This is a genomic window from Mycobacterium sp. SMC-4 (assembly GCF_050205565.1).
Taxonomy (GTDB): Bacteria; Actinomycetota; Actinomycetes; order Mycobacteriales; family Mycobacteriaceae; genus Mycobacterium.
Genome location: NZ_JBNMQU010000007.1, coordinates 133,773 through 157,838, shown reverse-complemented (window position 1 = coordinate 157,838; position 24,066 = coordinate 133,773). Strand labels below are relative to the sequence as shown.

Annotated in this window: 22 protein-coding genes and 2 tRNA genes; 17 read left to right on the top strand and 7 right to left on the bottom strand. The window is 68.0% G+C overall.

Annotated features, from left to right (window positions below; genetic code table 11):
• Window positions 1-10: 10 nt before the first annotated feature.
• The 6 genes from ACQI46_RS14195 to ACQI46_RS14170 all read left to right on the top strand — a co-directional run bounded on the left by ACQI46_RS14195 (window position 11) and on the right by ACQI46_RS14170 (window position 10,521).
• Window positions 11-2,041 carry a cytochrome c oxidase assembly protein gene (locus ACQI46_RS14195; protein WP_427094647.1) on the top strand — a complete coding sequence of 677 codons (2,031 nt, stop codon included), beginning with the start codon at window positions 11-13 and terminating at the stop codon, window positions 2,039-2,041.
• 164 nt (window positions 2,042-2,205) lie between these two features.
• Window positions 2,206-2,700, top strand: coding sequence for a single-stranded DNA-binding protein (locus tag ACQI46_RS14190; RefSeq protein ID WP_427094646.1), 495 nt, complete (start codon window positions 2,206-2,208; stop codon window positions 2,698-2,700).
• Between the two features lie 124 nt (window positions 2,701-2,824).
• The gene (gene ettA / locus ACQI46_RS14185; RefSeq protein ID WP_427094645.1) at window positions 2,825-4,498 is read left to right on the top strand and encodes an energy-dependent translational throttle protein EttA; all 1,674 of its coding nucleotides are present in this window, start codon (window positions 2,825-2,827) and stop codon (window positions 4,496-4,498) included.
• Between the two features lie 91 nt (window positions 4,499-4,589).
• The gene (locus ACQI46_RS14180) at window positions 4,590-9,452 is read left to right on the top strand and encodes an NAD-glutamate dehydrogenase (RefSeq protein WP_427094644.1); all 4,863 of its coding nucleotides are present in this window, start codon (window positions 4,590-4,592) and stop codon (window positions 9,450-9,452) included.
• The gene (locus tag ACQI46_RS14175; RefSeq protein WP_427094643.1) at window positions 9,449-9,868 is read left to right on the top strand and encodes an acyl-CoA thioesterase; all 420 of its coding nucleotides are present in this window, start codon (window positions 9,449-9,451) and stop codon (window positions 9,866-9,868) included. The genes ACQI46_RS14180 and ACQI46_RS14175 overlap by 4 nt, the downstream gene beginning before the upstream one ends.
• On the top strand, window positions 9,865-10,521 hold the full coding sequence (locus tag ACQI46_RS14170; RefSeq protein ID WP_427094642.1) for a hypothetical protein: 657 nt from the start codon (window positions 9,865-9,867) through the stop codon (window positions 10,519-10,521). The genes ACQI46_RS14175 and ACQI46_RS14170 overlap by 4 nt, the downstream gene beginning before the upstream one ends.
• Before the next feature lie 4 nt (window positions 10,522-10,525).
• On the opposite strand, the gene ACQI46_RS14165 is transcribed toward ACQI46_RS14170, so the two are convergent.
• Complete coding sequence (locus ACQI46_RS14165; RefSeq protein WP_427094641.1) at window positions 10,526-10,927, bottom strand: globin; 402 nt, start codon at window positions 10,925-10,927, stop codon at window positions 10,526-10,528.
• Window positions 10,928-11,086: 159 nt separating this feature from the next.
• Between ACQI46_RS14165 and ACQI46_RS14160 the strand changes: the two genes are divergently transcribed.
• The 3 genes from ACQI46_RS14160 to ACQI46_RS14150 are packed head-to-tail and all read left to right on the top strand — an operon-like array spanning window position 11,087 to window position 12,480.
• Window positions 11,087-11,752 (top strand): HNH endonuclease, encoded by a 666-nt coding sequence (locus ACQI46_RS14160; protein ID WP_427094640.1) that lies wholly within the window; start codon window positions 11,087-11,089, stop codon window positions 11,750-11,752.
• Between the two features lie 25 nt (window positions 11,753-11,777).
• Window positions 11,778-12,008 carry a hypothetical protein gene (locus tag ACQI46_RS14155; RefSeq protein WP_427094639.1) on the top strand — a complete coding sequence of 77 codons (231 nt, stop codon included), beginning with the start codon at window positions 11,778-11,780 and terminating at the stop codon, window positions 12,006-12,008.
• Window positions 11,995-12,480 (top strand): DUF5130 domain-containing protein, encoded by a 486-nt coding sequence (locus ACQI46_RS14150; RefSeq protein ID WP_427094638.1) that lies wholly within the window; start codon window positions 11,995-11,997, stop codon window positions 12,478-12,480. Before ACQI46_RS14155 ends, ACQI46_RS14150 begins: the two co-directional genes overlap by 14 nt.
• An 18-nt stretch (window positions 12,481-12,498) precedes the next feature.
• Here the strand turns inward: ACQI46_RS14150 and ACQI46_RS14145 are convergent, their stop codons facing one another.
• Together ACQI46_RS14145 and pepN are read right to left on the bottom strand one after the other, a co-directional pair.
• Complete coding sequence (locus ACQI46_RS14145; RefSeq protein ID WP_427094637.1) at window positions 12,499-12,891, bottom strand: HNH endonuclease; 393 nt, start codon at window positions 12,889-12,891, stop codon at window positions 12,499-12,501.
• An 89-nt stretch (window positions 12,892-12,980) separates the two neighbouring features.
• Entirely contained in the window at window positions 12,981-15,566 is a 2,586-nt protein-coding gene (gene pepN, locus ACQI46_RS14140) for an aminopeptidase N (RefSeq protein WP_427094636.1), read from the bottom strand.
• Between the two features lie 109 nt (window positions 15,567-15,675).
• On the opposite strand from pepN, the gene ACQI46_RS14135 reads away from it, so the two are divergent.
• From ACQI46_RS14135 to ACQI46_RS14125, 3 genes are all read left to right on the top strand, one after another.
• Window positions 15,676-16,296 carry a DsbA family protein gene (locus ACQI46_RS14135; RefSeq protein ID WP_427094635.1) on the top strand — a complete coding sequence of 207 codons (621 nt, stop codon included), beginning with the start codon at window positions 15,676-15,678 and terminating at the stop codon, window positions 16,294-16,296.
• Between the two features lie 66 nt (window positions 16,297-16,362).
• Complete coding sequence (locus tag ACQI46_RS14130) at window positions 16,363-16,836, top strand: ribose-5-phosphate isomerase (RefSeq protein WP_427094634.1); 474 nt, start codon at window positions 16,363-16,365, stop codon at window positions 16,834-16,836.
• Window positions 16,837-16,838: 2 nt separating this feature from the next.
• Complete coding sequence (locus ACQI46_RS14125; RefSeq protein ID WP_427094633.1) at window positions 16,839-17,645, top strand: Fpg/Nei family DNA glycosylase; 807 nt, start codon at window positions 16,839-16,841, stop codon at window positions 17,643-17,645.
• Between the two features lie 41 nt (window positions 17,646-17,686).
• On the opposite strand, the gene ACQI46_RS14120 is transcribed toward ACQI46_RS14125, so the two are convergent.
• Complete coding sequence (locus ACQI46_RS14120; RefSeq protein ID WP_427094632.1) at window positions 17,687-18,499, bottom strand: DUF1542 domain-containing protein; 813 nt, start codon at window positions 18,497-18,499, stop codon at window positions 17,687-17,689.
• Window positions 18,500-18,621: 122 nt separating this feature from the next.
• On the opposite strand from ACQI46_RS14120, the gene ACQI46_RS14115 reads away from it, so the two are divergent.
• A complete protein-coding gene (locus ACQI46_RS14115) occupies window positions 18,622-19,107 on the top strand; it encodes a DUF4383 domain-containing protein (protein ID WP_427094631.1) in 486 nt (161 codons plus the stop codon).
• A 6-nt stretch (window positions 19,108-19,113) separates the two neighbouring features.
• Here ACQI46_RS14115 and ACQI46_RS14110 read toward each other — a convergent pair whose 3' ends face one another.
• The 3 genes from ACQI46_RS14110 to ACQI46_RS14100 form a co-directional block, all read right to left on the bottom strand.
• Window positions 19,114-19,920, bottom strand: a complete 807-nt coding sequence (locus ACQI46_RS14110) for an MBL fold metallo-hydrolase (RefSeq protein ID WP_427094630.1) — start codon at window positions 19,918-19,920, stop codon at window positions 19,114-19,116.
• Window positions 19,921-19,924: 4 nt separating this feature from the next.
• Window positions 19,925-20,641 carry a Crp/Fnr family transcriptional regulator gene (locus tag ACQI46_RS14105; protein ID WP_427094629.1) on the bottom strand — a complete coding sequence of 239 codons (717 nt, stop codon included), beginning with the start codon at window positions 20,639-20,641 and terminating at the stop codon, window positions 19,925-19,927.
• A gap of 314 nt (window positions 20,642-20,955) precedes the next feature.
• Window positions 20,956-21,029 (bottom strand) — tRNA-Gly (locus tag ACQI46_RS14100).
• A gap of 144 nt (window positions 21,030-21,173) precedes the next feature.
• On the opposite strand from ACQI46_RS14100, the gene ACQI46_RS14095 reads away from it, so the two are divergent.
• From ACQI46_RS14095 to ACQI46_RS14080, 4 genes are all read left to right on the top strand, one after another.
• Window positions 21,174-21,247: transfer RNA gene (locus tag ACQI46_RS14095), tRNA-Pro, on the top strand.
• Between the two features lie 40 nt (window positions 21,248-21,287).
• Window positions 21,288-22,703, top strand: a complete 1,416-nt coding sequence (gene tig / locus ACQI46_RS14090) for a trigger factor (protein WP_427094628.1) — start codon at window positions 21,288-21,290, stop codon at window positions 22,701-22,703.
• Between the two features lie 123 nt (window positions 22,704-22,826).
• Window positions 22,827-23,429 carry an ATP-dependent Clp protease proteolytic subunit gene (locus ACQI46_RS14085; RefSeq protein ID WP_427094791.1) on the top strand — a complete coding sequence of 201 codons (603 nt, stop codon included), beginning with the start codon at window positions 22,827-22,829 and terminating at the stop codon, window positions 23,427-23,429.
• Window positions 23,426-24,061, top strand: coding sequence for an ATP-dependent Clp protease proteolytic subunit (locus tag ACQI46_RS14080; protein WP_427094627.1), 636 nt, complete (start codon window positions 23,426-23,428; stop codon window positions 24,059-24,061). Before ACQI46_RS14085 ends, ACQI46_RS14080 begins: the two co-directional genes overlap by 4 nt.
• Window positions 24,062-24,066 lie beyond the last annotated feature (5 nt).

The window sequence follows — 24,066 nt, the reverse complement described above, 5'->3', positions numbered from 1 at the left end:
GCTGGGAAGCATGACTTCTCCTGGGCAGGTGACCAGCCGGCCGGGGCGAGCGCGTGGTGTCAAAGCCCCGCTGTGGACGCTGCTCTACGGGGTCGCGGTGCTCGCCGGCGTCACCGCCGCGGCGCTGTCGGCGCTGTCGCTCGCCGACGCGCTGACCGCGACCGGACTGCCCGACCCCGGCCCCATCACCACCTATGGCCTGCCGTTCGTGCGGGCCGCCGGCGAGATCGCCGCCGTCACAGCCGTCGGCTCGTTCCTGTTCGCTGCGTTCCTGGTACCGCCGCAGACCAACGGGGTGCTCGACGCCTCCGGGTACCGGGCGCTGCGCACCGCCACCGTCGCGTCGGGTCTGTGGGCGGTGTGCGCGGTGCTGATGGTGGCGCTCACGGTGTCCGACGTCAGTGGTCAACCGCTGTCGGCGCGGCTCAGTCCCGCCGACATCTGGGCGGTGGCCGACCTGATCGAGGTCGCCGATGCGTGGCGGTGGACGGCATTGTTCGCCGCGATCGTCTGCGTCGTCGCCGTGCCCGTCCTGCGGTGGTCCTGGACGCCAATTCTGTTCGCCGCGTCACTGGTGACGCTGCTGCCGCTGGTGCTGACCGGGCACTCGGCAGCCGGCGGCTCTCACGACGTCGCGACCAACAGCCTGCTCATCCACATGATCGCCGGCGCACTGTGGGCCGGCGGGCTGCTGGCGCTGCTCGCCCATGCCTGGCGGGGCGGCGAGCACGCCGACGTGGCCGCGCGCCGCTTCTCGGCGGTGGCGTTGTGGTGCTTCGTGGCGATGGCGTTCAGCGGTGTGATCAACGCGCTGGTTCGGATCGAGCCCGCCGACCTGTTCACGACGCGGTACGGCGCACTGGTGCTGGCGAAGGTCGCCGCGCTGGCCGTGCTGGGCTACCTGGGCTGGCGCCAGCGCCGCACCGGGGTCGCCGCGGTGCAACGCGACCCGCAGGCCCGGGGACCGCTGCTTCGGCTGGCCATCGTCGAAGCGGTGCTCTTCGCGCTGACCTTCGGTGTCGCAGTGGCCCTGGGCCGGACCCCGCCGCCCGCGCCGACCGACTTCAACCTGTCGATCCCCGCTGTCGAGATCGGTTATGACCTGGCCGGCCCACCGACGTGGGGGCGCATGGTGACCGACTGGCGCTTCGACGTGCTGCTCGGGACCGCGGCCATCGTCGCAGCCCTCGTCTATCTCGCCGGGGTGCGCCGGCTGCGTCGGCGTGGCGACTCCTGGCCGATGGGCCGGACGGCCGCGTGGCTGCTGGGCTGCCTGGTCCTGCTGATCGCGACGTCGTCGGGCATCGGGCGCTACATGCCGGCGATGTTCAGCATGCACATGGTGGCGCACATGCTGCTGTCGATGCTCGCACCGGTCCTGCTGGTTCTCGGAGCGCCGGTGACATTGGCGTTGCGAGCGCTGCCCGCGGCGGGTCGCAACGACCCGCCGGGTCCGCGGGAATGGCTGCTCGCCGCGCTGCACTCCCGATTCTCGAAGGTCCTGACGAATCCGTTCGTCGCGACGGCGCTGTTCATCGTCGGCTTCTACGGCCTGTACTTCAGCGGGCTCTACGACGCCACCGGTGGGAGCCACGCCGCCCACGTCGCGATGAACGTGCACTTCCTGCTCAGCGGCTACCTGTTCTATTGGGTCGTGATCGGGGTGGACCCGACGCCGCGTCCGCTGCCGCCGATCGCGAAGTTGGCCGTGGTGTTCGCCTCGCTGCCGTTCCACGCGTTCTTCGGGGTGGTGCTGATGGGCACCCAGACGGTGTTGGGGGAGCGGTTCTACCGGTCGCTGCAGCTGCCCTGGCACACCGACCTGCTGGCTGATCAGCGGCTGGGCGGCGGCATCGCCTGGGCCGCGGGTGAAGCTCCGCTGATGATCGTGCTGATCGCGTTGTTCGTGCAGTGGCGGCGCAGCGACCAGCGCACCGCGAAACGCCTCGATCGTGCCGCCGACCGCGACGAGGACGCCGACCTGGCGGCCTACAACAACATGCTGGCCGAGCTGGCCCGGCGCGACCGCGCCGGGCACTGACCGCACGCTCGGTTGTCCCCAGAGCCGCGGCCATCCACAGGTCCGCCGTGTGCGACCGCGGAGGTGACCACCGCTGTCGGTGCGGTGCGGGTCAATGGCAGGTGTCAATAGACGGGTCGGGCGCCGTGCCGGATCCGCTGCCAAAGAGATCGGAAGGACCCGCCATGTTCGAGACGCCCATCACCGTCGTCGGCACCATCATCACCACGCCGGATCGCCGCTGGGTCGGCGAACAGCAGTTGTTCAAGTTCCGCGTTGCCAGCAACTCGCGACGCCGCGCCGCCGACGGCAGCTGGGAGCCCGGCAACACGCTGTACGCGACCGTCAACTGCTGGGGCCGGCTGGTGACCGGCGCCGGCGCCGCGCTCGGGAAGGGTGACGCGGTCATCGTTGTTGGATACCTGTACACGAACGAATACGAGGACCGCGACGGCAACAGGCGGTCCTCGTTGGAGATTCGGGCCACCTCGGTGGGACCGGATCTGGCACGGTGCATCGCGAGCATCGACCGGCGCAGGCACCCCGAACCCGCCGAGGACGACACCGCCGCCATGGCTGCGAACGGTTCGTCGTCCGACGGCGTCGACGGGACCGTGTCGGACGAGGACGTCGACGACGGATCGGACCAGGTCGGGGGCGAGCTGGCGCGCAGCGCGTAGGCGCACGCACCGCCGCTTCGGCACAGCGCCGGCCACGCCTAGGATGGGGCCCGACGATCGCACAAGAGTCCGAGATGATCCCGCGGTTGCATGAGCGGGATCGAGAAAGGCGACATCCGAGGCAATGGCCGAATTCATCTACACGATGCGGAAGGTCCGCAAGGCGCACGGCGACAAGGTCATCCTCGACGACGTCACGCTGAACTTCCTTCCGGGCGCGAAGATCGGCGTCGTCGGTCCCAACGGGGCCGGCAAGTCGAGCGTCTTGCGGATCATGGCCGGACTGGACCAGCCCAACAACGGCGACGCGTTCCTGCAACCCGGCGCCACCGTCGGCATCCTGATGCAGGAGCCCGAGCTCGACGAGACCAAAACCGTCCGCGAGAACGTCGAGGAAGGTGTGGCCGTCAAGGCCAAGCTCAACCGGTACAACGAGGTCGCCGAGCTGATGGCGACCGACTACTCCGACGAGCTGATGGAAGAGATGGGCAAGCTCCAGGAGGAGCTCGACGCCGAAGACGCCTGGGACATCGACTCCCAGCTCGAACAGGCGATGGACGCGCTGCGGTGCCCGCCGCCGGACGAGCCGGTCACCCACCTCTCCGGTGGTGAGCGACGCCGCGTGGCGCTGTGCAAGCTGCTGCTGTCCAAGCCGGACCTGCTGCTGCTCGACGAGCCCACCAACCACCTCGACGCCGAGAGCGTGCTGTGGCTCGAGCAGCACCTCGCCGAGTACAAGGGCGCCATCCTGGCCGTCACCCACGACCGCTACTTCCTCGACAACGTCGCCGAGTGGATCCTCGAGCTCGACCGCGGCCGCGCCTATCCGTACGAGGGCAACTACTCGACCTATCTGGAGAAGAAGGCCGAGCGCATCGCCGTGCAGGGCCGCAAGGACGCGAAACTGCAGAAGCGCCTCAAAGACGAACTGGACTGGGTGCGGTCGGGCGCCAAGGCACGTCAGGCCAAGAACAAGGCCCGTCTGCAGCGCTACGAAGAGATGGCCGCCGAAGCCGAGAAGACACGCAAGCTCGACTTCGAGGAAATCCAGATCCCGACCGGCCCCCGGCTGGGCAGCGTCGTGGTCGAGGTCGAGCACCTCGACAAGGGCTTCGACGGACGGCAACTGATCAAGGACCTGTCGTTCACGTTGCCGCGCAACGGCATCGTCGGCGTCATCGGCCCCAACGGCGTCGGCAAGACCACGCTGTTCAAGACCATCGTCGGGCTCGAACAGCCCGACAGCGGCACGGTCAAGGTCGGCGAGACGGTCAAGCTCAGCTACGTCGACCAGAGCCGCGCCGGCATCGACCCCAAGAAGACGGTGTGGGAAGTGGTCTCCGACGGCCTCGACTACATCGAGGTCGGGCAGAACGAGATCCCGTCGCGTGCCTACGTGTCGGCGTTCGGGTTCAAGGGCCCCGACCAGCAGAAGCCCGCAGGCGTGCTGTCCGGCGGTGAGCGCAACCGGCTCAACCTGGCATTGACGCTCAAAGAGGGCGGCAACCTCATCCTGCTCGACGAACCGACCAACGACCTGGACGTCGAGACGTTGAGCTCGCTGGAGAACGCGCTGGAGAATTTCCCGGGTTGCGCGGTGGTCATCAGCCACGACCGTTGGTTCCTGGACCGCACCTGCACGCACATCCTCGCCTGGGAAGGTGACTCCGACAACGAAGCCAAATGGTTCTGGTTCGAAGGCAACTTCGCTGCGTACGAGGAGAACAAGGTCGAGCGCATGGGTGCGGAAGCCGCGCGTCCGCACCGGGTGACCCACCGCAAGCTCACCCGGGGATAGGCTCGTCGTGCGCACGGGCTAACGGCGAACCGCTTTGGCGCTGTAGCAGACAACGACGTCAGGTGCGCACGTGCAGAGTCAGGAGCGGCGCATGTCGTTGAAGTCCGGAACCGCTGACCAAACGTCGGCACTCGAAGCCGACCCGAACCTGGTCGAACGATTGCTACCGGCCTACCTCGACACCTACCGGGGACCGCGCGGCGGTGCTCCCGGTGCCGACGCCTCGGTCACCGGATCCGCACGCCGCGCCACGGCCGCCGAGCCGGCGGCCCCGGCGCTGGTGGCAGCCCAGTGCCGCCTCGGACAGCGCCGCGCGCGTGGCGAAACCCTCGTGCATCTCTACGGGGGCGACGACGAGCGGGACTTCGGTCCGGCCCTGCAGATCATCACCGACAACGCCGCCATGCTGATGGACTCGGTGACGGTGCTGCTGCACCGCATCGGTGTCGCCTACACCGCGACCATGAACCCGGTGTTCCGCGTCCGCCGCGACACCGATGGTGCGCTCATCGACGCGGTGCCGGCGTCGCAGGACGCTCTCGGCGACGGCGTCGACGAGGCGTGGGTGCACGTCGAACTGGCCGGATCGGTGGATCGGCGGGCGCTGGCCGAGGCCGAGCGGCTGCTGCCCCGGGTGCTCACCGACGCCCGCCAGGTGGCGCACGATGCGACCGAGATGAGCGCGGCGCTGCGCAGCCTGGCCGCCGAACTCGACAGCGACAACGGCAGCCGGTTCCCCAGCCCGGACCGCAAGGACGTCGCCGCGCTGCTGCGCTGGCTCGTCGACGGACATTTCGTGCTGCTGGGCTACCAGCGCTGCGACGTCCACAACGGTGACGCATCGGTCGACCCCGCCAGCCGGCTGGGGGTGCTGCGCATGCGTAAAGACGTGCTGCCGCAGTTGACCCACAAGGACGAACTGCTGGCCTTGGCTCAGGCCACCATCCCGAGCTTTCTGCGCTACGGCGCCTACCCGCAGATCGTCGTCGTGCGCGAACAGCGCGCCGGCGACGACGCCGTCGCGGTCGAACACCGTTTCGTCGGGCTGTTCACCATCGCCGCGATGAACGCGAATGTGCTCGAGATCCCCTTGGTTTCGCGTCGCGTCAACGACGCGCTGGCCATGGCCCACCGCGAACCCGGGCACCCCGGACAACTGCTGCTCGACGTCATGCAGACCATCCCGCGGTCGGAGTTCTTCGCGCTCAGCGCGAGGTCCCTGCTCGAGATGGCCATGGCCGTGATCGACCTGGGCTCGCGGCGTCGGACTCTGCTGTTCATGCGTGCCGATCTGCTCGGCTACTTCGTGTCATGTCTGGTGTACCTGCCGCGTGACCGCTACACCACCGCCGTGCGGCTGCAGATGCAGGACATCCTGGTCCGCGAGCTCGGCGGCGAGAGCATCGACTACTCCGCCCGGGTCAGTGAATCGCCCTGGGCGGTCGTGCATTTCACGGTCCGGCTGCCCGAGGGGTCGCGTCCCGGCGACATCGACATGTCGGACACCAACCAGGTCCGCATCCAAGGCATGCTCACCGAAGCCGCCCGTACGTGGGCCGATCGGCTGCTGGGTGCGGTACAGGACGGCACCGTCGCCCAAGGGGTCGCCGAACATTACGCGAACGCGTTCCCGGAGGTGTACAAGCAGGCGTTCGATCCGGCCCGCGCGCTGGACGACATCGCGATCATCGAGGCGCTGGAAGACGATTCGGTCAAACTGGTGCTGACCGACAGCGAGGACGACGGTGTCAGTCACCTCGTGTGGTACCTCGGCGGGCGCTCGGCGTCGTTGAGTCAACTGCTGCCGATGCTGCAGTCGATGGGCGTCGTGGTGCTCGAGGAGCGCCCGTTCACCGTGACCCGTCCCGATGGGCTCGATATCTGGATCTACCAGTTCCGCATCTCTCCGCACCACGGCATTCCCGAGATCGCGGCGGGTCCGCAGCGGCAGGAAACGGCGCAGCGGTTCGCCGACGCGGTCACCGCGATCTGGCACGGACACGCCGAGATCGACCGCTTCAACGAGTTGGTGCTGCGCGCGGGTCTGCACTGGCAGCAGGTCGCAGTGCTGCGCGCTTACGCCAAATACCTCAAGCAAGCCGGGTTCTCCTACAGCCAGACACACATCGCCACCGTCATCAACGACAACGCCGGCACGGCGCGGTCGCTCATCGAGCTGTTCGAGGCGCTGTTCGCGCCGGCCGACCAGGACCGCAGCGAGGCCAACCGCCGCGACGCGCAATCCGCCGCCGCCGCGGTGTCCGCCGACATCGATGCGCTGGTCAGCCTCGACGCCGACCGCGTGCTGCGAGCGTTCGCCTCGATGATGCAGGCCACCCTGCGGACCAACTTCTTCATCACCGATCCTGATTCGGCGCGGGCCCAGAACGTGTTGTCGTTCAAGCTCAACCCTGAGTTGATCGACGAATTGCCCTTGCCGCGGCCGAAATTCGAGATCTTCGTGTACTCGCCGCGCGTCGAGGGTGTGCATCTGCGGTTCGGCTTCGTCGCCCGCGGCGGGCTGCGGTGGTCCGACCGCCGCGAGGACTTCCGCACCGAGATCCTGGGACTGGTCAAAGCTCAGGCGGTCAAGAACGCGGTGATCGTGCCGGTCGGCGCGAAAGGCGGGTTCGTCGTCAAGCGGCCCCCGACCCCGACCGGGGACGCGGCCGCCGACCGCGACGCCACCCGCGACGAAGGCGTGGCCTGCTACCGACTGTTCATCGCGGGCTTGCTCGACATCACCGACAACGTCGACAAGGCCTCGGGAGCCATCGTGGCGCCCGACGACGTCGTGCGCCGTGATGGCGACGACGCGTACCTGGTGGTGGCCGCCGACAAAGGCACGGCGACCTTCTCCGACATCGCCAACGAGGTCGCCAAGTCCTACGACTTCTGGCTCGGTGACGCGTTCGCCTCCGGCGGCTCGGTCGGCTACGACCACAAGGCGATGGGCATCACCGCCCGCGGCGCCTGGGAGTCGGTCAAGCGCCACTTCCGCGAGATGGGCGTCGACACCCAGTCGGAGGACTTCACCGTCGTCGGCGTCGGCGACATGAGCGGCGACGTGTTCGGCAACGGCATGCTGCTGTCGCGCCACATCCGGCTGCTGGCCGCGTTCGACCACCGCCACATCTTCATCGACCCCGACCCGGACGCGGCGTCGTCGTGGGCGGAGCGCAAGCGTCTCTTCGACCTTCCGCGCTCCAGCTGGGAGGACTACGATCCGTCACTGATCAGCGCCGGAGGCGGCGTGTACCGCCGCGACCAGAAGTCCATCACGATCAGCCCCGAGGCGCGCGAGGCGCTGGGCATCGACAGCGACACCGCAGAGCTGACACCCCCGGCGCTGATCAGATCGATTCTCAAAGCCCCGGCGGACCTGTTGTTCAACGGCGGCATCGGCACCTACATCAAGGCCGAAACCGAATCCGACGTCGGCGACCGGGCCAACGACGCGGTGCGCGTCAACGGAAACCAGTTGCGCGCCAAGGTGGTCGGGGAGGGCGGCAACCTGGGGGTGACCTCGTTGGGCCGGATCGAGTTCGACCTGTGCGGTGGTCGCATCAACACCGACGCGCTGGACAACTCCGCCGGAGTGGACTGTTCCGACCACGAGGTCAACATCAAGATCCTGATCGACTCGCTGGTCACCTCCGGCAAGGTCGACGCCGACGAGCGCACCGATCTGTTGCTGTCGATGACCGACGAGGTCGGCCGACTCGTGTTGGCCGACAACGAGAGTCAGAACGACCTGATGGGGACCAGCCGGGCCAACGCCGCGAGCATGCTGTCGGTGCACGCGCGGATGATCCGCGAACTGGAAGCCGAGCGGGGCCTCAACCGTGACCTCGAAGCGTTGCCGTCGGAGAAGGAGATCAAACGTCGCACCGAGGCCGGGCTGGGGCTCACCTCACCGGAGTTGGCGACGTTGATGGCGCACGTGAAGCTCGCCCTCAAAGACGACCTGCTGGCCAGTGACCTGCCCGACCAGGAAGTGTTCATCTCGCGGCTGCCCAGCTACTTCCCCGAGCGGCTGCGCGACCAGTTCGCCGCCGACATCCGGACCCACCAGCTGCGTCGGGAGATGGTGGCCACGATGCTGGTCAACGACGTCGTCGACACCGCCGGCATCACCTACGTCTACCGGGTCACCGAAGACGTCGGCGTGACGTCCGTCGACGGGGTCCGCAGCTTCGTCGCCGCGGACGCGATCTTCGGGATCGGGCGGGTGTGGCGGCAGATCCGCGCCACCGCCGCCGAGGGCGTGTCGGTCGCGGTGACCGACCGGATGACGCTGGACCTGCGGCGGCTCATCGACCGGTCGGCGCGCTGGCTGCTGAACTACCGCCCGCAGCCGTTGGCCGTCGGCGCGGAGATCAACCGCTTCGCCGAGAAGGTCGCCGGGCTCACGCCGCAGATGCCGCAGTGGCTGCGCGGCGACGACAAGGCCATCGTCACCAAGGAGGCCGAGGAGTTCGGCTCCGAAGGTGTGCCCGAGGACCTGGCCTACACCGTGGCCAGCGGTCTTTACCAGTTCAGCCTGCTCGACGTGATCGACATCGCCGACATCCTCGAGCGCGATCCCGCTGAAGTCGCCGACACCTACTTCGCGTTGATGGATCACCTGGGCACCGACGGGTTGCTGACCGCGGTGTCGCGGCTGTCCCGTGACGACCGGTGGCATTCGTTGGCGCGGTTGGCGATTCGTGACGACATCTACGGGTCGTTGCGCGCGTTGTCCTTCGACGTGCTCGGGGTGGGCGAACCCGAGGAGAGCGGCGAGGAGAAGATCGCCGAATGGGAGATGACGAACAACTCCCGCATCACCCGCGCGCGCCGCACGTTGACCCAGCTGTACGAAGGCGGTGAGCACGACCTGGCGACGCTGTCCGTGGCCGCGCGCCAGATCCGAAGCATGACCAGGACTAGTGGAACAGGAACGAGTGGGTGACCGATCAGCAGGGTTTCACAGCGCCGGTACATGTGCGGTGGTCTGACATCGACATGTACCAGCACATCAACCACGCGACGATGGTCACCATCCTCGAAGAGGCCAGGATCCCGTTCCTGCGTGAACCTTTCGGCGACGAGATCACCACGATCGGGTTGCTGATCGCCGAGGTGAACATCGCCTACAAGGCGCAACTCCGGCTGGTGGACTCGCCCCTGCAGGTGACGATGTGGGCCAAACGGGTGCGCGCCGTCGACTTCACCATCGGCTACGAGGTCCGCTCGGTCGGGGCGGCTCCGGATTCCCGGCCGGCGGTCATCGCCGACACCCAGCTGGCTGCGGTGCACATCGAAGAGCAACGGCTGCAGCGGCTTTCGGACCGTCAGCGGGAATACCTGCAACGCTGGTCCCGATGACCGGTGGCGAGCGCGGCCTGTGGTTGGGGCCGCAGTCGCCCCAGGCGCAGCGCGAGGACCTGGCCACGTTCACCGATCGGGCCCGGCGGCTCGACGACGCCGCGGTGATCCGGTTGCGCCAGCGCGGCGAGGACGTGCTGGTGGCTTGGGTGGCAACGGGTTTCGACGTGCTGGCGAGCCGCGTCCTGGCGGGCCGGGTCCGCCCGGCGGATCTGTGCGTCGGTGCCGACGCCCTCTCGGCCGGGATGGCGGCCATGACCCCCGACGGCTACGTCGACCCCGGCTTCTCGATGGACTCGGCGTGGCGGGGCGCGTTGCCGCCCGATTCCGGATTCGTCCACCTCGACGACATCCCCGCTGACGTGGTGCACGAACTCGCCCAGCGCGGCACCCAGCTGGCCCGTGAGCACGCCGGCCCGCACGGACCCCCCACGTCACTGCTCGACCAGGACGTGGTGCACGTCAGTTCGGCTGCCGACACCGTCGGTGTCCCGATGCGCTGTGTGCTCGCGCTGACCGGCATGGGATTCGTCCCGGTCGGCCGCGACCGGGAAGTCGTACGGGTCCGCGTGACCCCGACGTGGTTACGCGTCGACGCCCGGTTCGGCACCGTCTACCGCCGGCGCGGCGACCCGGCGCTGGTGCTGCGCTGACCGGTCAGAACGGTGAGTTGACCATCGATTCGGCCGCCATCTCCAGGTAGGCGATCAACTCGCGGCGATGAGCGTCGTCGAGCGTGGCGGCATCGATCTCGGCGACCGCGATGTGCATGTTGCGCAGCCATGCGTCACGTTCGAGGAAACCGATCCGGTAGGGCGCGTGACGCATCCGCAACCGCGGGTGGCCGCGCTGATCGGAGTACGTGCGCGGGCCGCCCCAGTACTGCTCGAGGAACATCCGCAGACGTTCCTCGGCGCCGTCGAGATCGTCGTCCGGATAGAGGGGACGCAAGATCTCGTCTTCCCGTACCAGCTGGTAGAACCGCGCGACGATGGTGCGGAATGTCTCATGGCCGCCGACGGCCTCATAGAACGATCGCTGTGTTTCGACTGCATCCATTGCCACCATTGTGGGTCATGTCCGCAACGGCGTCACGTGCGTGCCATCGCCCCCGGACAAGACGTGGTCACGAAAAGTTCACCGGACTGACCAGCGCACATGATGAGAAATGTCGTGCGAAGCCAGGACATCCGTGGTGGACTGTCGGGCGGAGGACGTATGGCGCAGCGCAAAAACGGTCGCGGCCACCGGCACCACCGGGTCGCGGCGGGCTCATCCAGGCCGACAGCGGGTACCGCGGCGCGCGCGCTCCACAGCGTCAGCCCTGCTCCCGAATTGCTGACCGCACCCACCCACGAGCCCTCCGTCTGGGGGCGTCGGCGCGTGCTGCTGCTCAACTCGACCTACGAACCGCTCACCGCGCTGCCGATGCGTCGCGCCGTGGTCATGCTCATGTGCGGTAAAGCCGACGTGGTGCATGACGACCCGACAGGTCCGGTGATCCACTCGGCCAGCCGCACCATCGTGGTCCCGTCGGTCATCCGGCTGCGTACCTATGTCCGGGTGCCGTACCGGGCCCGGGTTCCGATGACCAGGGCCGCCCTGATGCACCGGGACCGGTTCCGGTGCGCGTACTGCGGGTCCAAGGCCGACACCGTCGACCACGTCGTCCCGCGCAGCCGCGGGGGCGGCCACTCGTGGGAGAACTGCGTGGCCGCGTGCTCGGCCTGCAACCACCGCAAAGCCGACAAATTGCTCAGTGAGCTGGGCTGGACGCTGCGCGCGGCACCGATGCCGCCGAAGGGCCAGCACTGGCGGCTGCTGTCGACGATCAAGGAACTCGACCCCGCGTGGGCGCGATATCTGGGTGAGGGCGCGGCCTGAACGGGCCGTGAGATACGGTTTGCTCGTGAACGATGCCCTGATCAACGCCAGCTTCGTGCTGGTCCCGTTGGCCCTGGCCGGTGTGCTGGCGCTGTTCATCTGGCGCGAGAAGGATCCGCACCCGGCAACGTACGACATGTCGGAGCGGTGGACGCACGACCCGATCCTGTGGGCGGCCGAGGAGCCGCGCGCGCACGGGCACGGCGGACACGGTTCGCATCTGACCATCGGAGGTGGCGCAAGTGGCAAGTGGTGAGGTAGCGACGGCCGCAACAGCGGCCCAGGTGCGGGAGCGTGATCTGCCCTACGGCGCCGTGGTCACCACCAGCGGCCGGATCTCCGCGGTCACCGAACCGGGTGAGCTGTCGGTGCACTACCCGTTCCCGACCAAGGATCTGGTGATGCTCGACAACGCGCTGAAGTTCGGTTCGCGCGCGGCCAGGGCCCGGTTCGCGGTGTACATCGGCGACCTGGGCGCCGACACCGCCGCCACCGCACGCGAGATCCTCGCGCGCGTGCCCACGCCGGAGAACGCCGTGCTGCTCGCGGTGTCGCCGAACCAGCGTGCCATCGAGGTCGTCTACGGCTCGGAGGTCAAGGGCCGCGGCATCGAAGAGGCCGCTCCGCTGGGCGTGTCGGCCGCCGCGGCGTCCTTCAAGGAGGGCAACCTGATCGACGGTCTGATCAGCGGCGTGCGGGTGCTGTCGGCAGGCGTCGCTCCGCGCTGAGTTTTCGCGAAGGTGCAGTCACGGTAGTGGGCCCGACGGCGGCGCTACCGGGACTGCACCTTCGTCGTCTGCGGTCATGAGTTCGGCCCTGATACGGACGTAGCGCTCCAGGAACCGTCGTTCGTCGAGACGCTTGCGGCGCAGCCAGCCGGTGACTTCGTCGTTGCACTTGCTCGCGTTGCAGGAGCCGCAGGCCGGCACCACGTTGTCCACCGTGTACCGCCCACCGCGAGAGATGGCGATGACGCAGTCGCGCTGCATCACCCCCGCCGTGGTGCCGCAATAGGCGCACCCGTCCCAGGCGGTTTTGATTCTCGACCACTGGTCGTCGGTGAGGTCGTTGACGACGGCCGCGACGCGGCGCTTGCGCCGACGTGCGGCGCGTGCCCGACGACTGTTGCTGACCACCACCGCGTGAGCGTAAGGGACCGTGACGAGCGCGCGCTGACGCCGGCGCCGGAGCGGCGTGTCGCCGGCAGACGCGCGCTCTCGCGGAACAACTAGCCGGCGTCGAAGCCCCGGGCCCGCAGCGACCGCTCCACCCCGGCGCGTCCTTCGAGTACCAGCCGGCGCAGCGCGGGCGGCACCTCCGGGTCCGACAGGAAGCGATCGGCAGCGGCCAATCCGTCCTCGCTGATGTCCCACGACGGGTAGAGGCCGATCACGACGGTCTGCGCGACCTCACTGGACCTGCGCTGCCACACGCCGGAGATGGCGCCGAAGTAGCGGTCGCGGAACGGCGCCAGCAGCTCGCCCTGGCCCGGTTGCACGAACCCGCCGATGATGGCGCGGGCGGTGATGTTGGCCAGGGTGTCGTCCTCGACGACCTGCTCCCACGCCGCGTCCTTGACCGCGGCCTGCGGTCGGGCCGCGGCAGCTGCTGCGGCCTGGCGCCGGCCGGCGGCGGTGCGGTCCCGGTCGGCTTCGGTGTCGATCGTCGGCGTCGCGGCACCGTCGGCGTCGATGACGCCTTCCCGGGCGAGCGCGGTGACGATGCGCCACCGCAGGTCGGTGTCGACGGTCAGGCCGGCCAAGCCGCTTTCGGCCGGATCGGAATCGAGGAGGGCCGAGAGCACCTCGGTGTGCTGTCGGGCGAGCACCGAGGTGCACAGCGAATTGACAAACGCCAACTGGTGGTCCGAACCGGGCTCGGCGGCGCGGGCCAGTTCGAGTAACCGGTCGGCGAAGGCGGGCCAACCCTGCGTCCGCGCCCACTCCGGGTCGGCGTAGGAGCCCAGAGCGGTCTGCGCTTGCAGCAGCAGCCGTTGTGCGACACCGACTTCGGACTCGGCGTGGATGCCGGAAGTGACCAGCGCGACGAAGTCGCGGGCGCGCAGCTCGGCGTCGCGGGTCATCTCCCACGCCGCGGACCACGCCAAGGTGCGGGGGAGCGGTTCGGCGATGTCGGCGATGCGCGTCAACACCGTCTGCAGCGACTCGGGATCCAGGCGCAGCGAGCAGTACGTCAGGTCGTCGTCGTTGACCAGGACCAGCTTGCCGCGCGGAACGCCCTGCAGCCCCGGCACATCGGTGCTGGGTCCTTCGACGTCGAGTTCCTCGCGGTGTACGCGCACCAGCTTCCCGGACTCGTCCTGGTCGTAGACGCCCACCGCCAGCCGGTGCACGCGGGTCTCTCCGTCGCCCGGCTTGGCGCCGCCCTGCTCGATGGTGAAGCGGGTGAAGCGGCCCTGCTCGTCGACGTCGAACTCGGGTCGCAGGGTGTTCAAGCCGGTGGTCTTGAGCCACTGCCGCCCCCACCCGGACAGGTCGCGGCCCGACGACTTCTCCAGTGCCCCGAGCAGGTCGCCGAACGTGGCGTTGCCGAATGCGTGGTCGCGGAAGTAATCCCGCAGCCCGGCCAGGAACGGCTCCAGGCCGACATAGGACACCAACTGCTTGAGCACACTGGCGCCCTTGGCGTAGGTGATGCCGTCGAAGTTGACCTCCACCGCGTGCAGATCGGGGATGTCGGCGGCCACCGGATGCGTCGACGGCAACTGGTCCTGACGGTAGGCCCAGGACTTCTCGACGTTGGCGAACGTCGTCCACGCCTGGTCGTACTCGGTGGCCTCGGCCTGGCACAGCACCGATGCGAACGTCGCGAAGGATTCGTTGAGCCACAGGTCATCCCACCACTGCATGGTGACCAGGTCGCCGAACCACATGTGCGCCATCTCGTGCAGCACGGTCTCGGCGCGGCGCTCGTAGGACGCGCGGGTGACCTTGCTGCGGAACACATAGTCCTCGAGGAAGGTCACCGCGCCCGCGTTCTCCATCGCGCCGGCGTTGAACTCCGGCACGAACAGCTGGTCGTATTTGCCGAACGCGTACGGGATGCCGAAGTTGTTGTGGTAGAACCCGAATCCCTGTTTGGTCTCGGTGAACAGCCGCTCGGCATCCATGTGTTCGGCCAGCGACGTGCGGCAGAAGATGCCCAGCGGGATCTCGCCGTGTTCGTCGGTGTAGACGTCGTCCCACCGCGCGTACGGCCCGGCGATCAGCGCCACCAGGTAGGTGCTCATCCGCGGGGTGACGGCGAAGGTGTGCCGCTTGGCCGGGCCGTCGTCGGTGACCGCGGTGGTCGCACCGTTGGACACCACCTCCCAGTGCGCCGGGGCGAGCACCTGCACCTCGAAAGTGGCTTTGAGATCAGGCTGATCGAAACACGCGAACATCCGCTTGGCGTCGGCGGTTTCGAACTGTGAGTACAGGTACACCTCGTCGTCGACCGGGTCGACGAAGCGGTGCAGACCCTCGCCGGTGTTGGAGTACAGGCAGTCGGCGTCGACGACCACCACGTTGCGCTTCGACAGCCCGGTCAACGGGATGCCGGTGGCCTCGTCGTAACCGGAAACGTCGATGTCAACGCCGTTGAGCGTGGCGCGGTGGATCGTCGCGGCGGCCAGGTCGAGGTAGGTGTCGGCACCGGCGAGCGCGTCGAATTCGATGGTCGTCGTCGAGCGGAACGTCCGCTCGCCGGGCTTGCCGTCGCCGTCGGTGAGGTCCAGTTCGATCCGGTACCGGTCGACGGTCACCAGAGCGGCCCGTTCGGCGGCCTGTTCGCGCGTCAGATTAGGAAGTGCCACGCCCGTAAACACTAGCCTCTGACGGGAAGACACGACGGGCCCCGTGAGTTATGCCCCGTGAGTTGTGCCGCACAGACCCGTTTCGATGTGTTTCGCAGAAAGGACCCGCATGGCTGAGAAATCCCGCGCCGACTTCTGGTTCGACCCGCTGTGTCCGTGGGCGTGGATCACCTCGCGGTGGATCCTCGAAGCCGAGAAGGTGCGCGACATCGAGGTCAACTTCCACGTGATGAGCCTCGCGGTGCTCAACGAAGGACGCGACCTGCCCGAGGACTACAAGGAGAAGATGAAGGCGGCGTGGGCGCCGGTGCGGGTCGCGATCGCCGCCGAACAGGCTCACGGCCCGCAGGTGCTCGGATCGCTGTACACGGCGATGGGCACCCGGATCCACAACCAGGGCTACGGGAGCTCCGAGCCGGACTTCACGCGCGTCATCGCAGAGTCGCTCGAGGAGGTCGGCCTGCCCGCCGAGCTGGCCGACGCCGCCACCACCGACACCTACGACGACGCGCTGCGCAAGAGCCACCACGAAGGCATGGATCCCGTCGGCGAGGACGTGGGTACGCCCACCATCCACGTCAACGGAGTCGCGTTCTTCGGGCCGGTGCTCTCGCGGATTCCGCGCGGTGAAGAAGCCGGCAAGCTGTGGGACGCCTCGGTGACCTTCGCGTCGTATCCGCACTTCTGGGAACTCAAGCGCACCAGGACCGAACGCCCGCAGTTCGACTGACGGGTTCGGTACCGCAGTAGCCGGACGCCTCCTCGGGCGTGCACCACGGGTGGGTAGGGTGTCGCCATGCGCGTCTACCTGGGAGCCGACCACGCCGGATACGAGCTCAAGCAGGCCATCATCGAGCATCTGAAGGCCACCGGAAACGAGCCCGTCGACTGCGGTGCGTTCGACTACGACGCCGACGACGACTATCCGGCGTTCTGCATCGCCGCCGCCGAGAGGACCGTCGCCGATCCCGGCAGCGTGGGCATCGTGCTCGGCGGCTCGGGGAACGGCGAGCAGATCGCGGCCAACAAGGTCCCCGGCGCGCGGTGCGCGCTGGCGTGGAGCACCGAGACCGCGACGCTGGCGCGTGAACACAACAACGCCCAGTTGATCGGCATCGGCGGCCGCATGCACTCCACCGAGGAGGCGCTGGCCATCGTCGACGCGTTCCTGGCCGCGCAGTGGTCCGAAGCCGAGCGTCACCAACGTCGCATCGACATCCTGGCCGAGTACGAGACCACGCACGTCGCGCCCGCGGTGCCCGGCGCCTAGGCATGCCCGAGGGCCACACGCTGCACCGGCTGGCCCGGCTGCACCAGCGCCGCTTCGGTCGCGCGCCGGTGATCGTGTCCAGCCCCCAGGGTCGGTTCGGCGACGGTGCGGCGGCGGTCAACGGCCGGGTGCTCAAGAGTGCCAGCGCCTGGGGCAAGCACCTGTTCCACCACTACGACGGTGGCCGCGTCGTGCATGTGCACCTGGGTCTGTACGGATCCTTCACCGAGTGGCCGTTACCGGAGGACGGGACCCAACCGTTGCCGGTCGGCCAGGTGCGGATGCGGATGGTGGGCGCCGAGTACGGCACCGACCTGCGCGGCCCGACGGTCTGCGAAGTCATCGAGGAGCCCGAGGTGGCCGACGTCGTCGCCAAGCTGGGGCCCGATCCGCTGCGCCCCGACGCCGACGCGTCGTTGGCGTTCCGCCGAATCAGCAAGTCTCGCAGGCCGATCGGTGCCCTGCTGATGGACCAGACGGTGCTCGCCGGTGTCGGCAATGTCTACCGCAGCGAACTGCTGTTCCGCCACCGCATCGATCCGTTCCGGCCGGGCACCACGATCACCGCCGATGAGTTCGACGAACTGTGGCACGATCTCGTGGCCCTGATGAAAGTCGGGGTGCGGCGCGGCAAGATCGTGGTGGTCGAGCCCGAACACGACCACGGCGCACCGTCCTATCGGCCGGGTCGGCCCCGCACCTACGTCTATCGCCGCGCCACCGAACCGTGCCGTGTCTGCGGCACACCAGTGCGGACGACGGTCATGGAGGCGCGCAACCTGTTCTGGTGCCCCAACTGTCAGAGTTGACGCGGCCGCGGCCCTCTACATTCCAGAGGTCCTAGAAGTCCCTAGAAATCGAAGCCGCCGAAACCGGCGTCGCCGAATCCACCGAAGTCACCGAAATCGCCACCGCCGCCGTCGTCCCAGCCGCCGCCGTCGCCGGAATCCCAGCCGCCGGCATCTCCGCCTCCGTCGAGCTGGCCCTGGTCAAGCCCGTCCTGGAAGCCGTCGCCGTAGCCGCTCTCGAACGCCTGCGCGTCGTAGCCGACACCGGCCATGCCGGCGAACAGGCTGCTGAACAGCAGCGCCGAACCCACACCCCAGGCCCCGGCGACCAACGCCGGCTTCCACCACGGCTCCGAGTACCAGCCTGCAGGCACCGGGCGGCCCGCGACGCGTCCACCGGGGTAGTAGTTCGGGGTGCGCTGCGACGGCGTCGGGGAGGCCTCGATCTGGCGGCCCTCGAACTCGACCTTGCGGTCTTCGGTGACCGCGCCGGCGGTGCGTTGACCGGACAAGGCCTGCAATTCGGGCCCGGGGTCCAGTCCCATCGCGGTGCGGGCCGCGCGGATGTAATAGAGACCTTCGACGGCGCTCTCTTTGGCCAGTTCGGCCTGACGCACCGTGCCGGCCTGCTCGATCTGCGACGACGCGGCCGTGTAGCGCTCCGAAGCGTCGGCCAGCGCCTGCTTGGACGCCTCGTCGGTGCCCGTCAGCGCGAACACCTGACCACCGAGTCGCTCGATGAGTCGGCGCGCGTCGGCCTTCGCATCGGCGAGGGCCGACTCCGTGCGCCGCGCCGACGCCTTCGACGAGGCGTAGACGGCGTAACCGATCGCTGCCACGACCAGGACCAGGAGCAGGAGAAGCACGCCGTTCATGGTTGCCAGCGTACCGACGTTCGTCCCTCGATGACGCTCTGCGCGTTTCGTGAGCCCGACAGTGGGTAGCTCGCCGCGTGACTGGACGACCGTTCCAGTACGACGCGACGAAAAGAGGAGATATGTCGATACCAGGAACCAGCGGTAGGACCGGAGCGGCGACTGCACGCACGCCGGTGCAGACCGCCGCGCTCGTCGTCGGCGCAGTCTTTCTGCTCGTCGGTGTCCTCGGATTCATCCCGGGCATCACCACGAACTACGACCAGTTGACCTTCGCCGGTCACCACTCGGGCGCCATGCTCCTCGGGGTCTTCGCGGTGTCGGTGCTGCACAACATCGTCCATCTGCTGTTCGGGGTCGCGGGCATCCTGATGGCGCGCACGTTCTCGGCCGCGCGCCTGTACCTCATCGGAGGCGGCGCGATCTATCTCGTGCTCTTCCTCTACGGGCTCGTGATCGACCATGACAGCAGCGCCAATTTCGTCCCGGTCAACACCGCCGACAACTGGCTGCACCTGGGTCTGGCCATCGGGATGATCGGCCTCGGGGTGGCGTTGACCCGTGACACCACATCCCGGCGCGCGGGCGCCGCGGGGCCGCGCGCCTGAGTTGTCTCAGACGGTGATGGTCTGGCCGCGGTCGACTTCGACGATGCGGTCGTCGAGACCGCGGTCGGCCATCGCCGTCATGAAATCCGACAGGGGGGAGGCGAAGACCCCGTAGTCGTCGAAGTGGACGGGAATCACCTTGGGCAGCCCCAACAGTGCCGTCAGCTCCGTTCCCTGGCGGCCGTCCATGGTCACGGTCAGCCCGAAGGGCAGCCGATTGCCTGCCGGCAGTCGGGTGCCGCCGAGGTGCAGGACACCGGCGTCGATGGACTCGAAGCGCACGGGAATCTCTGCGAGTTCGTCGATCAGCAGAGTGTCCCCGGAGATGTAGAGGCGGCGCCGGCGGGTTCCGTCGACGGAGGCGAAGTCGAGCATGCTGCCCATGACCGGAGGCAGAAGACGATTCAGCGGCGTCGGCGCGTGGCGTCCGGGCAACGCGGTGATCGTCAGGGCGACGTCGCCTTTCCGGACCTTGTGCTCCTGCCACGTCTGCAGACCATGGGCTCGGTGAAAGCCCCTCTTGTGGAGACGCTTTCTCGCATGCGGAGTGGTGATGATGGGTAGATCGTGGTCGAGGTTCTTCTGGGCGACGCGGTCCCAGTGGTCACCGTGCATGTGCGACAGCACGATTCCGTCGAGCGGCGGCAATTCGTCGATCGTCAGTGCGGGCGCCTTGAGTCGTTTGGACACCAACCCGTAGCCCAGATAAGCGTGCTGGCCCTGGTGCAGGAAGTTCGGGTCGGTGAGCAACGTGATGTCGCCGCACCGGATCAGCGTCGTCGCGTTGCCGACGAACGTCACCTCGATTTGCACCTGATCACCTTCCTGCCATCTCGGGTTGTCGACTGCGTCGACCGGGTCGCCGGGCTCCCTGCATGCGGGTGGCCAGAGGTTCGGACTGCTTGATCACGATGGCGTCGCGGTGGGTGCTGATCCAGCCGCGCTCGACGAACTCGCACAGCGCCTTGTTCACCGATTCCCTTGAGGTGCCGACCAATTGGGCGAACTGCTCCTGGGTCAGCTCCATCGGCACCCGCATCGCGCCGTCCTCCTGGGTGCCGAACCGTTGCGCGAGTGCGAGCAGTTGCTTGGCCACGCGGGCGCTGACGTCGGCGTAGACGGTGTCGGTGATGTTGCCCGACAGCCGCCGGACGCGCCGGGCCATGGCCCGCATGATCTGTTGCGCGGCAGCGGGGTTGGCGACCAGCAGCGAGATGATCGCCCGGCGGCCCACCGAGAATGCGTAGACCTCGGTCATCGCGGTGGCGCACGTGCACGTCGGGCCGGGGTCGAACACGGCTTCTTCGCCGAAGATCTCGCCGCGGCCGAGCACGCTGAACAAGCACTCGCGGTCGGCGCGGTGCAGGCCGATGCGTACGCGTCCGGCCGCGATGAGGAACAGTCGTCCGGTGTCGTCACCGTCGCCGAAGATGACGTCGCCGGGGCCGAAGCGCACCGAGACGACGTCGCCGGTGGCCATCAGCTGGGGTAGGCCGATACCGAAGAACGAGAGCTCGGCCACATGATCGTGCACACATCCTCCCCTCGGCAGCGTTCGGTCCGGTCCCGGTTACCCACCCGAGGGCGACATATCCGCATCCGGGGTGGTCGAATTGTTCGGGAGTGACGCAGCCCGCAGTCAGGCCGGGGATTCCGGGCGGGGTCGACCGGCCCTGGTTCGGCTTCGGCCGGCACCGTGTGCAGGGTCGTGGTGCGACGCCGTACGCAGCGGCGGACCGGGCCGGCTCGGGAGAACTTCGACGGCCACCGCGACGTGCGCCGACGGGCGCGGCGCAGAGTTTGGCGCAGACGTGCCGCAAAATGCGGTCGCTGAGTCACGCGACCACTTGGAGCGGGCGACGGGAATCGAACCCGCGTAGCTAGTTTGGAAGACTAGGGCTCTACCATTGAGCTACGCCCGCATGTACTGCCAGCTGACAGTACCGGCAGACTGTACCGGCCGACTCAACTCAAATCCAGTCAGGGTCCCGACCCGGCTGGATATGGCTGCGCGGTGCTCAGGCCGTAGTATCGCCGGGTGGTCAAACGCTGCACGCAGCGGCGACCGGGGTGTAGCGCAGCTTGGTAGCGCATCCGCTTTGGGAGCGGAAGGCCGCAGGTTCAAATCCTGTCACCCCGACCGGAACCATCCGCCATACAGACATAGAGGAGTAAGCAACGTGAAGAGCACCGTCGAGAAGTTGAGCCCGACGCGGGTTCGCATCAACGTGGAGGTGCCCTTCACCGAACTCGAACCGGAGATCGACCGCGCGTTCAAGCAGCTCGCCAAGCAGGTCCGCCTGCCCGGCTTCCGCCCGGGCAAGGCGCCGCGCAAGCTGCTCGAGGCGCGCGTCGGCCGCGGCGCGGTGCTCGAGCAGGTCGTCAACGACGCGCTGCCGGGCCGCTACAGCGAGGCGGTCAGCTCGTCGTCGCTGCAGCCCCTGGGCCAGCCCGAGATCGAGATCACCAAGCTCGAGGACAACGAGGAGCTGGTGTTCACCGCCGAGGTGGACGTCCGTCCCGAGATCGACCTGCCGGACCTGTCCGCGCTGAAGATCAGCGTCGACCCGATCAGCGTCTCCGACGAGGACGTCGACGCCGAGCTCGAGTCGCTGCAGAAGCGTTTCGGCACCCTCGTCGGCGTCGAGCGCGCCGCCGAGAACGGCGACTTCGTCTCGATCGACCTGTCGGCCACCGTCGACGGCCAGGACGTCCCGGAGGCGGCGACCGAGGGGCTGTCCCACGAGGTCGGCTCCGGGCAGCTGATCGACGGTCTGGACGAGGCGCTCGTCGGCCTCAAGGAGGGCGAGAGCAAGGTCTTCACCACCACGCTGGTGGCCGGCGAGCACGCCGGCCGCGAAGCCGAGGTGACCGTCACCCTCAAGTCGGTCAAGGTGCGCGAGCTGCCCGAGCTCGACGACGAATTCGCCCAGCTGGCAAGTGAATTCGACACCATCGACGAATTGAAGGCCGATCTGCGCGAGAAGGTCAGCCGGGTCAAGCGGGTCGAGCAGGCCGAGGAGATCCGCGACAAGGCCATCGAAGAGCTGCTGGCTCAGACCGAGGTGCCGCTGCCCGAGAACGTCGTGCAGGCGCAGATCGACGACACGCTGCACAACGCGATCCACAACCTCGACCATGACGAGGACAAGTTCGCCGAGGCGCTGGCCGAGCAGGGCAGCAGCCGCGAGGAGTTCGACACCGAGAACCGCACCAACGCCGAGAAGGCGATCAAGACCCAGCTGCTCATGGACGCCATCGCCGACAAGCTCGACATCCAGGTCGGCCAGAACGACATCACCGAGCGCCTGGTGCTGATGTCGCGGCAGTACGGCCTCGAGCCCCAGCAACTGATCCAGGTGCTGCAGCAGAACAATCAGCTGCCGGCGATGTTCGCCGATGTGCGTCGCGGCCTGACCGTCGCTGCGGTGGTGCACGGTGCGACCGTCACCGACACCGACGGCAACGAGATCGACACCGCAGAGTTCTTCGGCCCGTCGGGTGAGCAGGATGAGGCTGCCGACGAGGCTGCCGCGGAAGAGCCGGCCGAGGAGACCGCCGCCGAGGACGCCGCGGCAGACGACGACACCAAGTGATGCTCTGAGCGAACGCGCGACGTCTGGGGACTCCCCGGCGGCGCGCGTTCGTTAGTGTCATTCGTAAGACCGGTCACCGCGTCGGAAGTACACACAGAAAGCAGGTATCCAGTCGTGACGGACATGCGTGGCGCCTCATCGGGCCTCAACCTTGTCGACTCGGTGTATGAGCGGTTGCTGGCTGAGCGCATCATCTTCCTGGGTTCCCAGGTCGACGATGACATCGCCAACCGGCTGTGCGCGCAGATCCTTCTGCTGTCAGCGGAGGATCCGACCAAGGACATCCACCTCTACATCAACTCGCCCGGCGGTTCGATCAGCGCCGGCATGGCGATCTACGACACCATGGTGCTCGCGCCGTGCGACGTGGCGACCTACGCGATGGGCATGGCCGCCTCGATGGGCGAGTTCCTGCTCGCCGCGGGCACCAAGGGCAAGCGCTACGCCCTGCCGCACGCGCGCATCCTGATGCACCAGCCGCTGGGCGGCATCACCGGCGGGGCGGCCGACATCGCCATCCAGGCCGAGCAGTTCGCCCAGATCAAGAAAGAGATGTTCCGTCTGAACGCCGAGTTCACCGGACAGACCATCGAACGGATCGAAGCTGATTCCGACCGGGACCGCTGGTTCACCGCGCAGGAGGCCCTCGAGTACGGCTTCGTCGACCACATCATCACCAGCGCCAGCGTCAACGGCGAAGGACCAGGAGCGGGACTCGACAAATGAACCCTGAAATGATGCCTCAAGCCCGGTACATCCTGCCGTCGTTCATCGAGCACTCGAGCTTCGGTGTCAAGGAATCCAACCCGTACAACAAGCTGTTCGAGGAACGCATCATCTTCCTCGGGGTGCAGGTCGACGACGCGTCGGCCAACGACATCATGGCGCAGCTGCTGGTGCTCGAGTCGCTGGATCCCGACCGCGACATCACGATGTACATCAACTCACCCGGCGGCTCCTTCACGAGCCTGATGGCGATCTACGACACGATGCAGTACGTGCGCGCCGACATCCAGACCGTGTGCCTCGGGCAGGCGGCCTCGGCCGCAGCTGTGCTGCTGGCCGCCGGCACACCGGGCAAGCGCCTGGCGCTGCCCAACGCCCGCGTGCTGATCCACCAGCCCGCTCTCGGCGGCGTCATCCAGGGTCAGTTCTCCGACCTGGAGATCCAGGCCGCGGAGATCGAACGGATGCGGACGCTGATGGAGGAGACCCTCGCGCGTCACACCGGCAAGGACCCCGTGCAGATCCGCAAGGACACCGACCGCGACAAGATCCTGACCGCCGAGCAGGCCAAGGAGTACGGGATCATCGACACGGTGCTCGCCTACCGCAAGCTGTCGGCCCAGAAGGCCTGACGCCG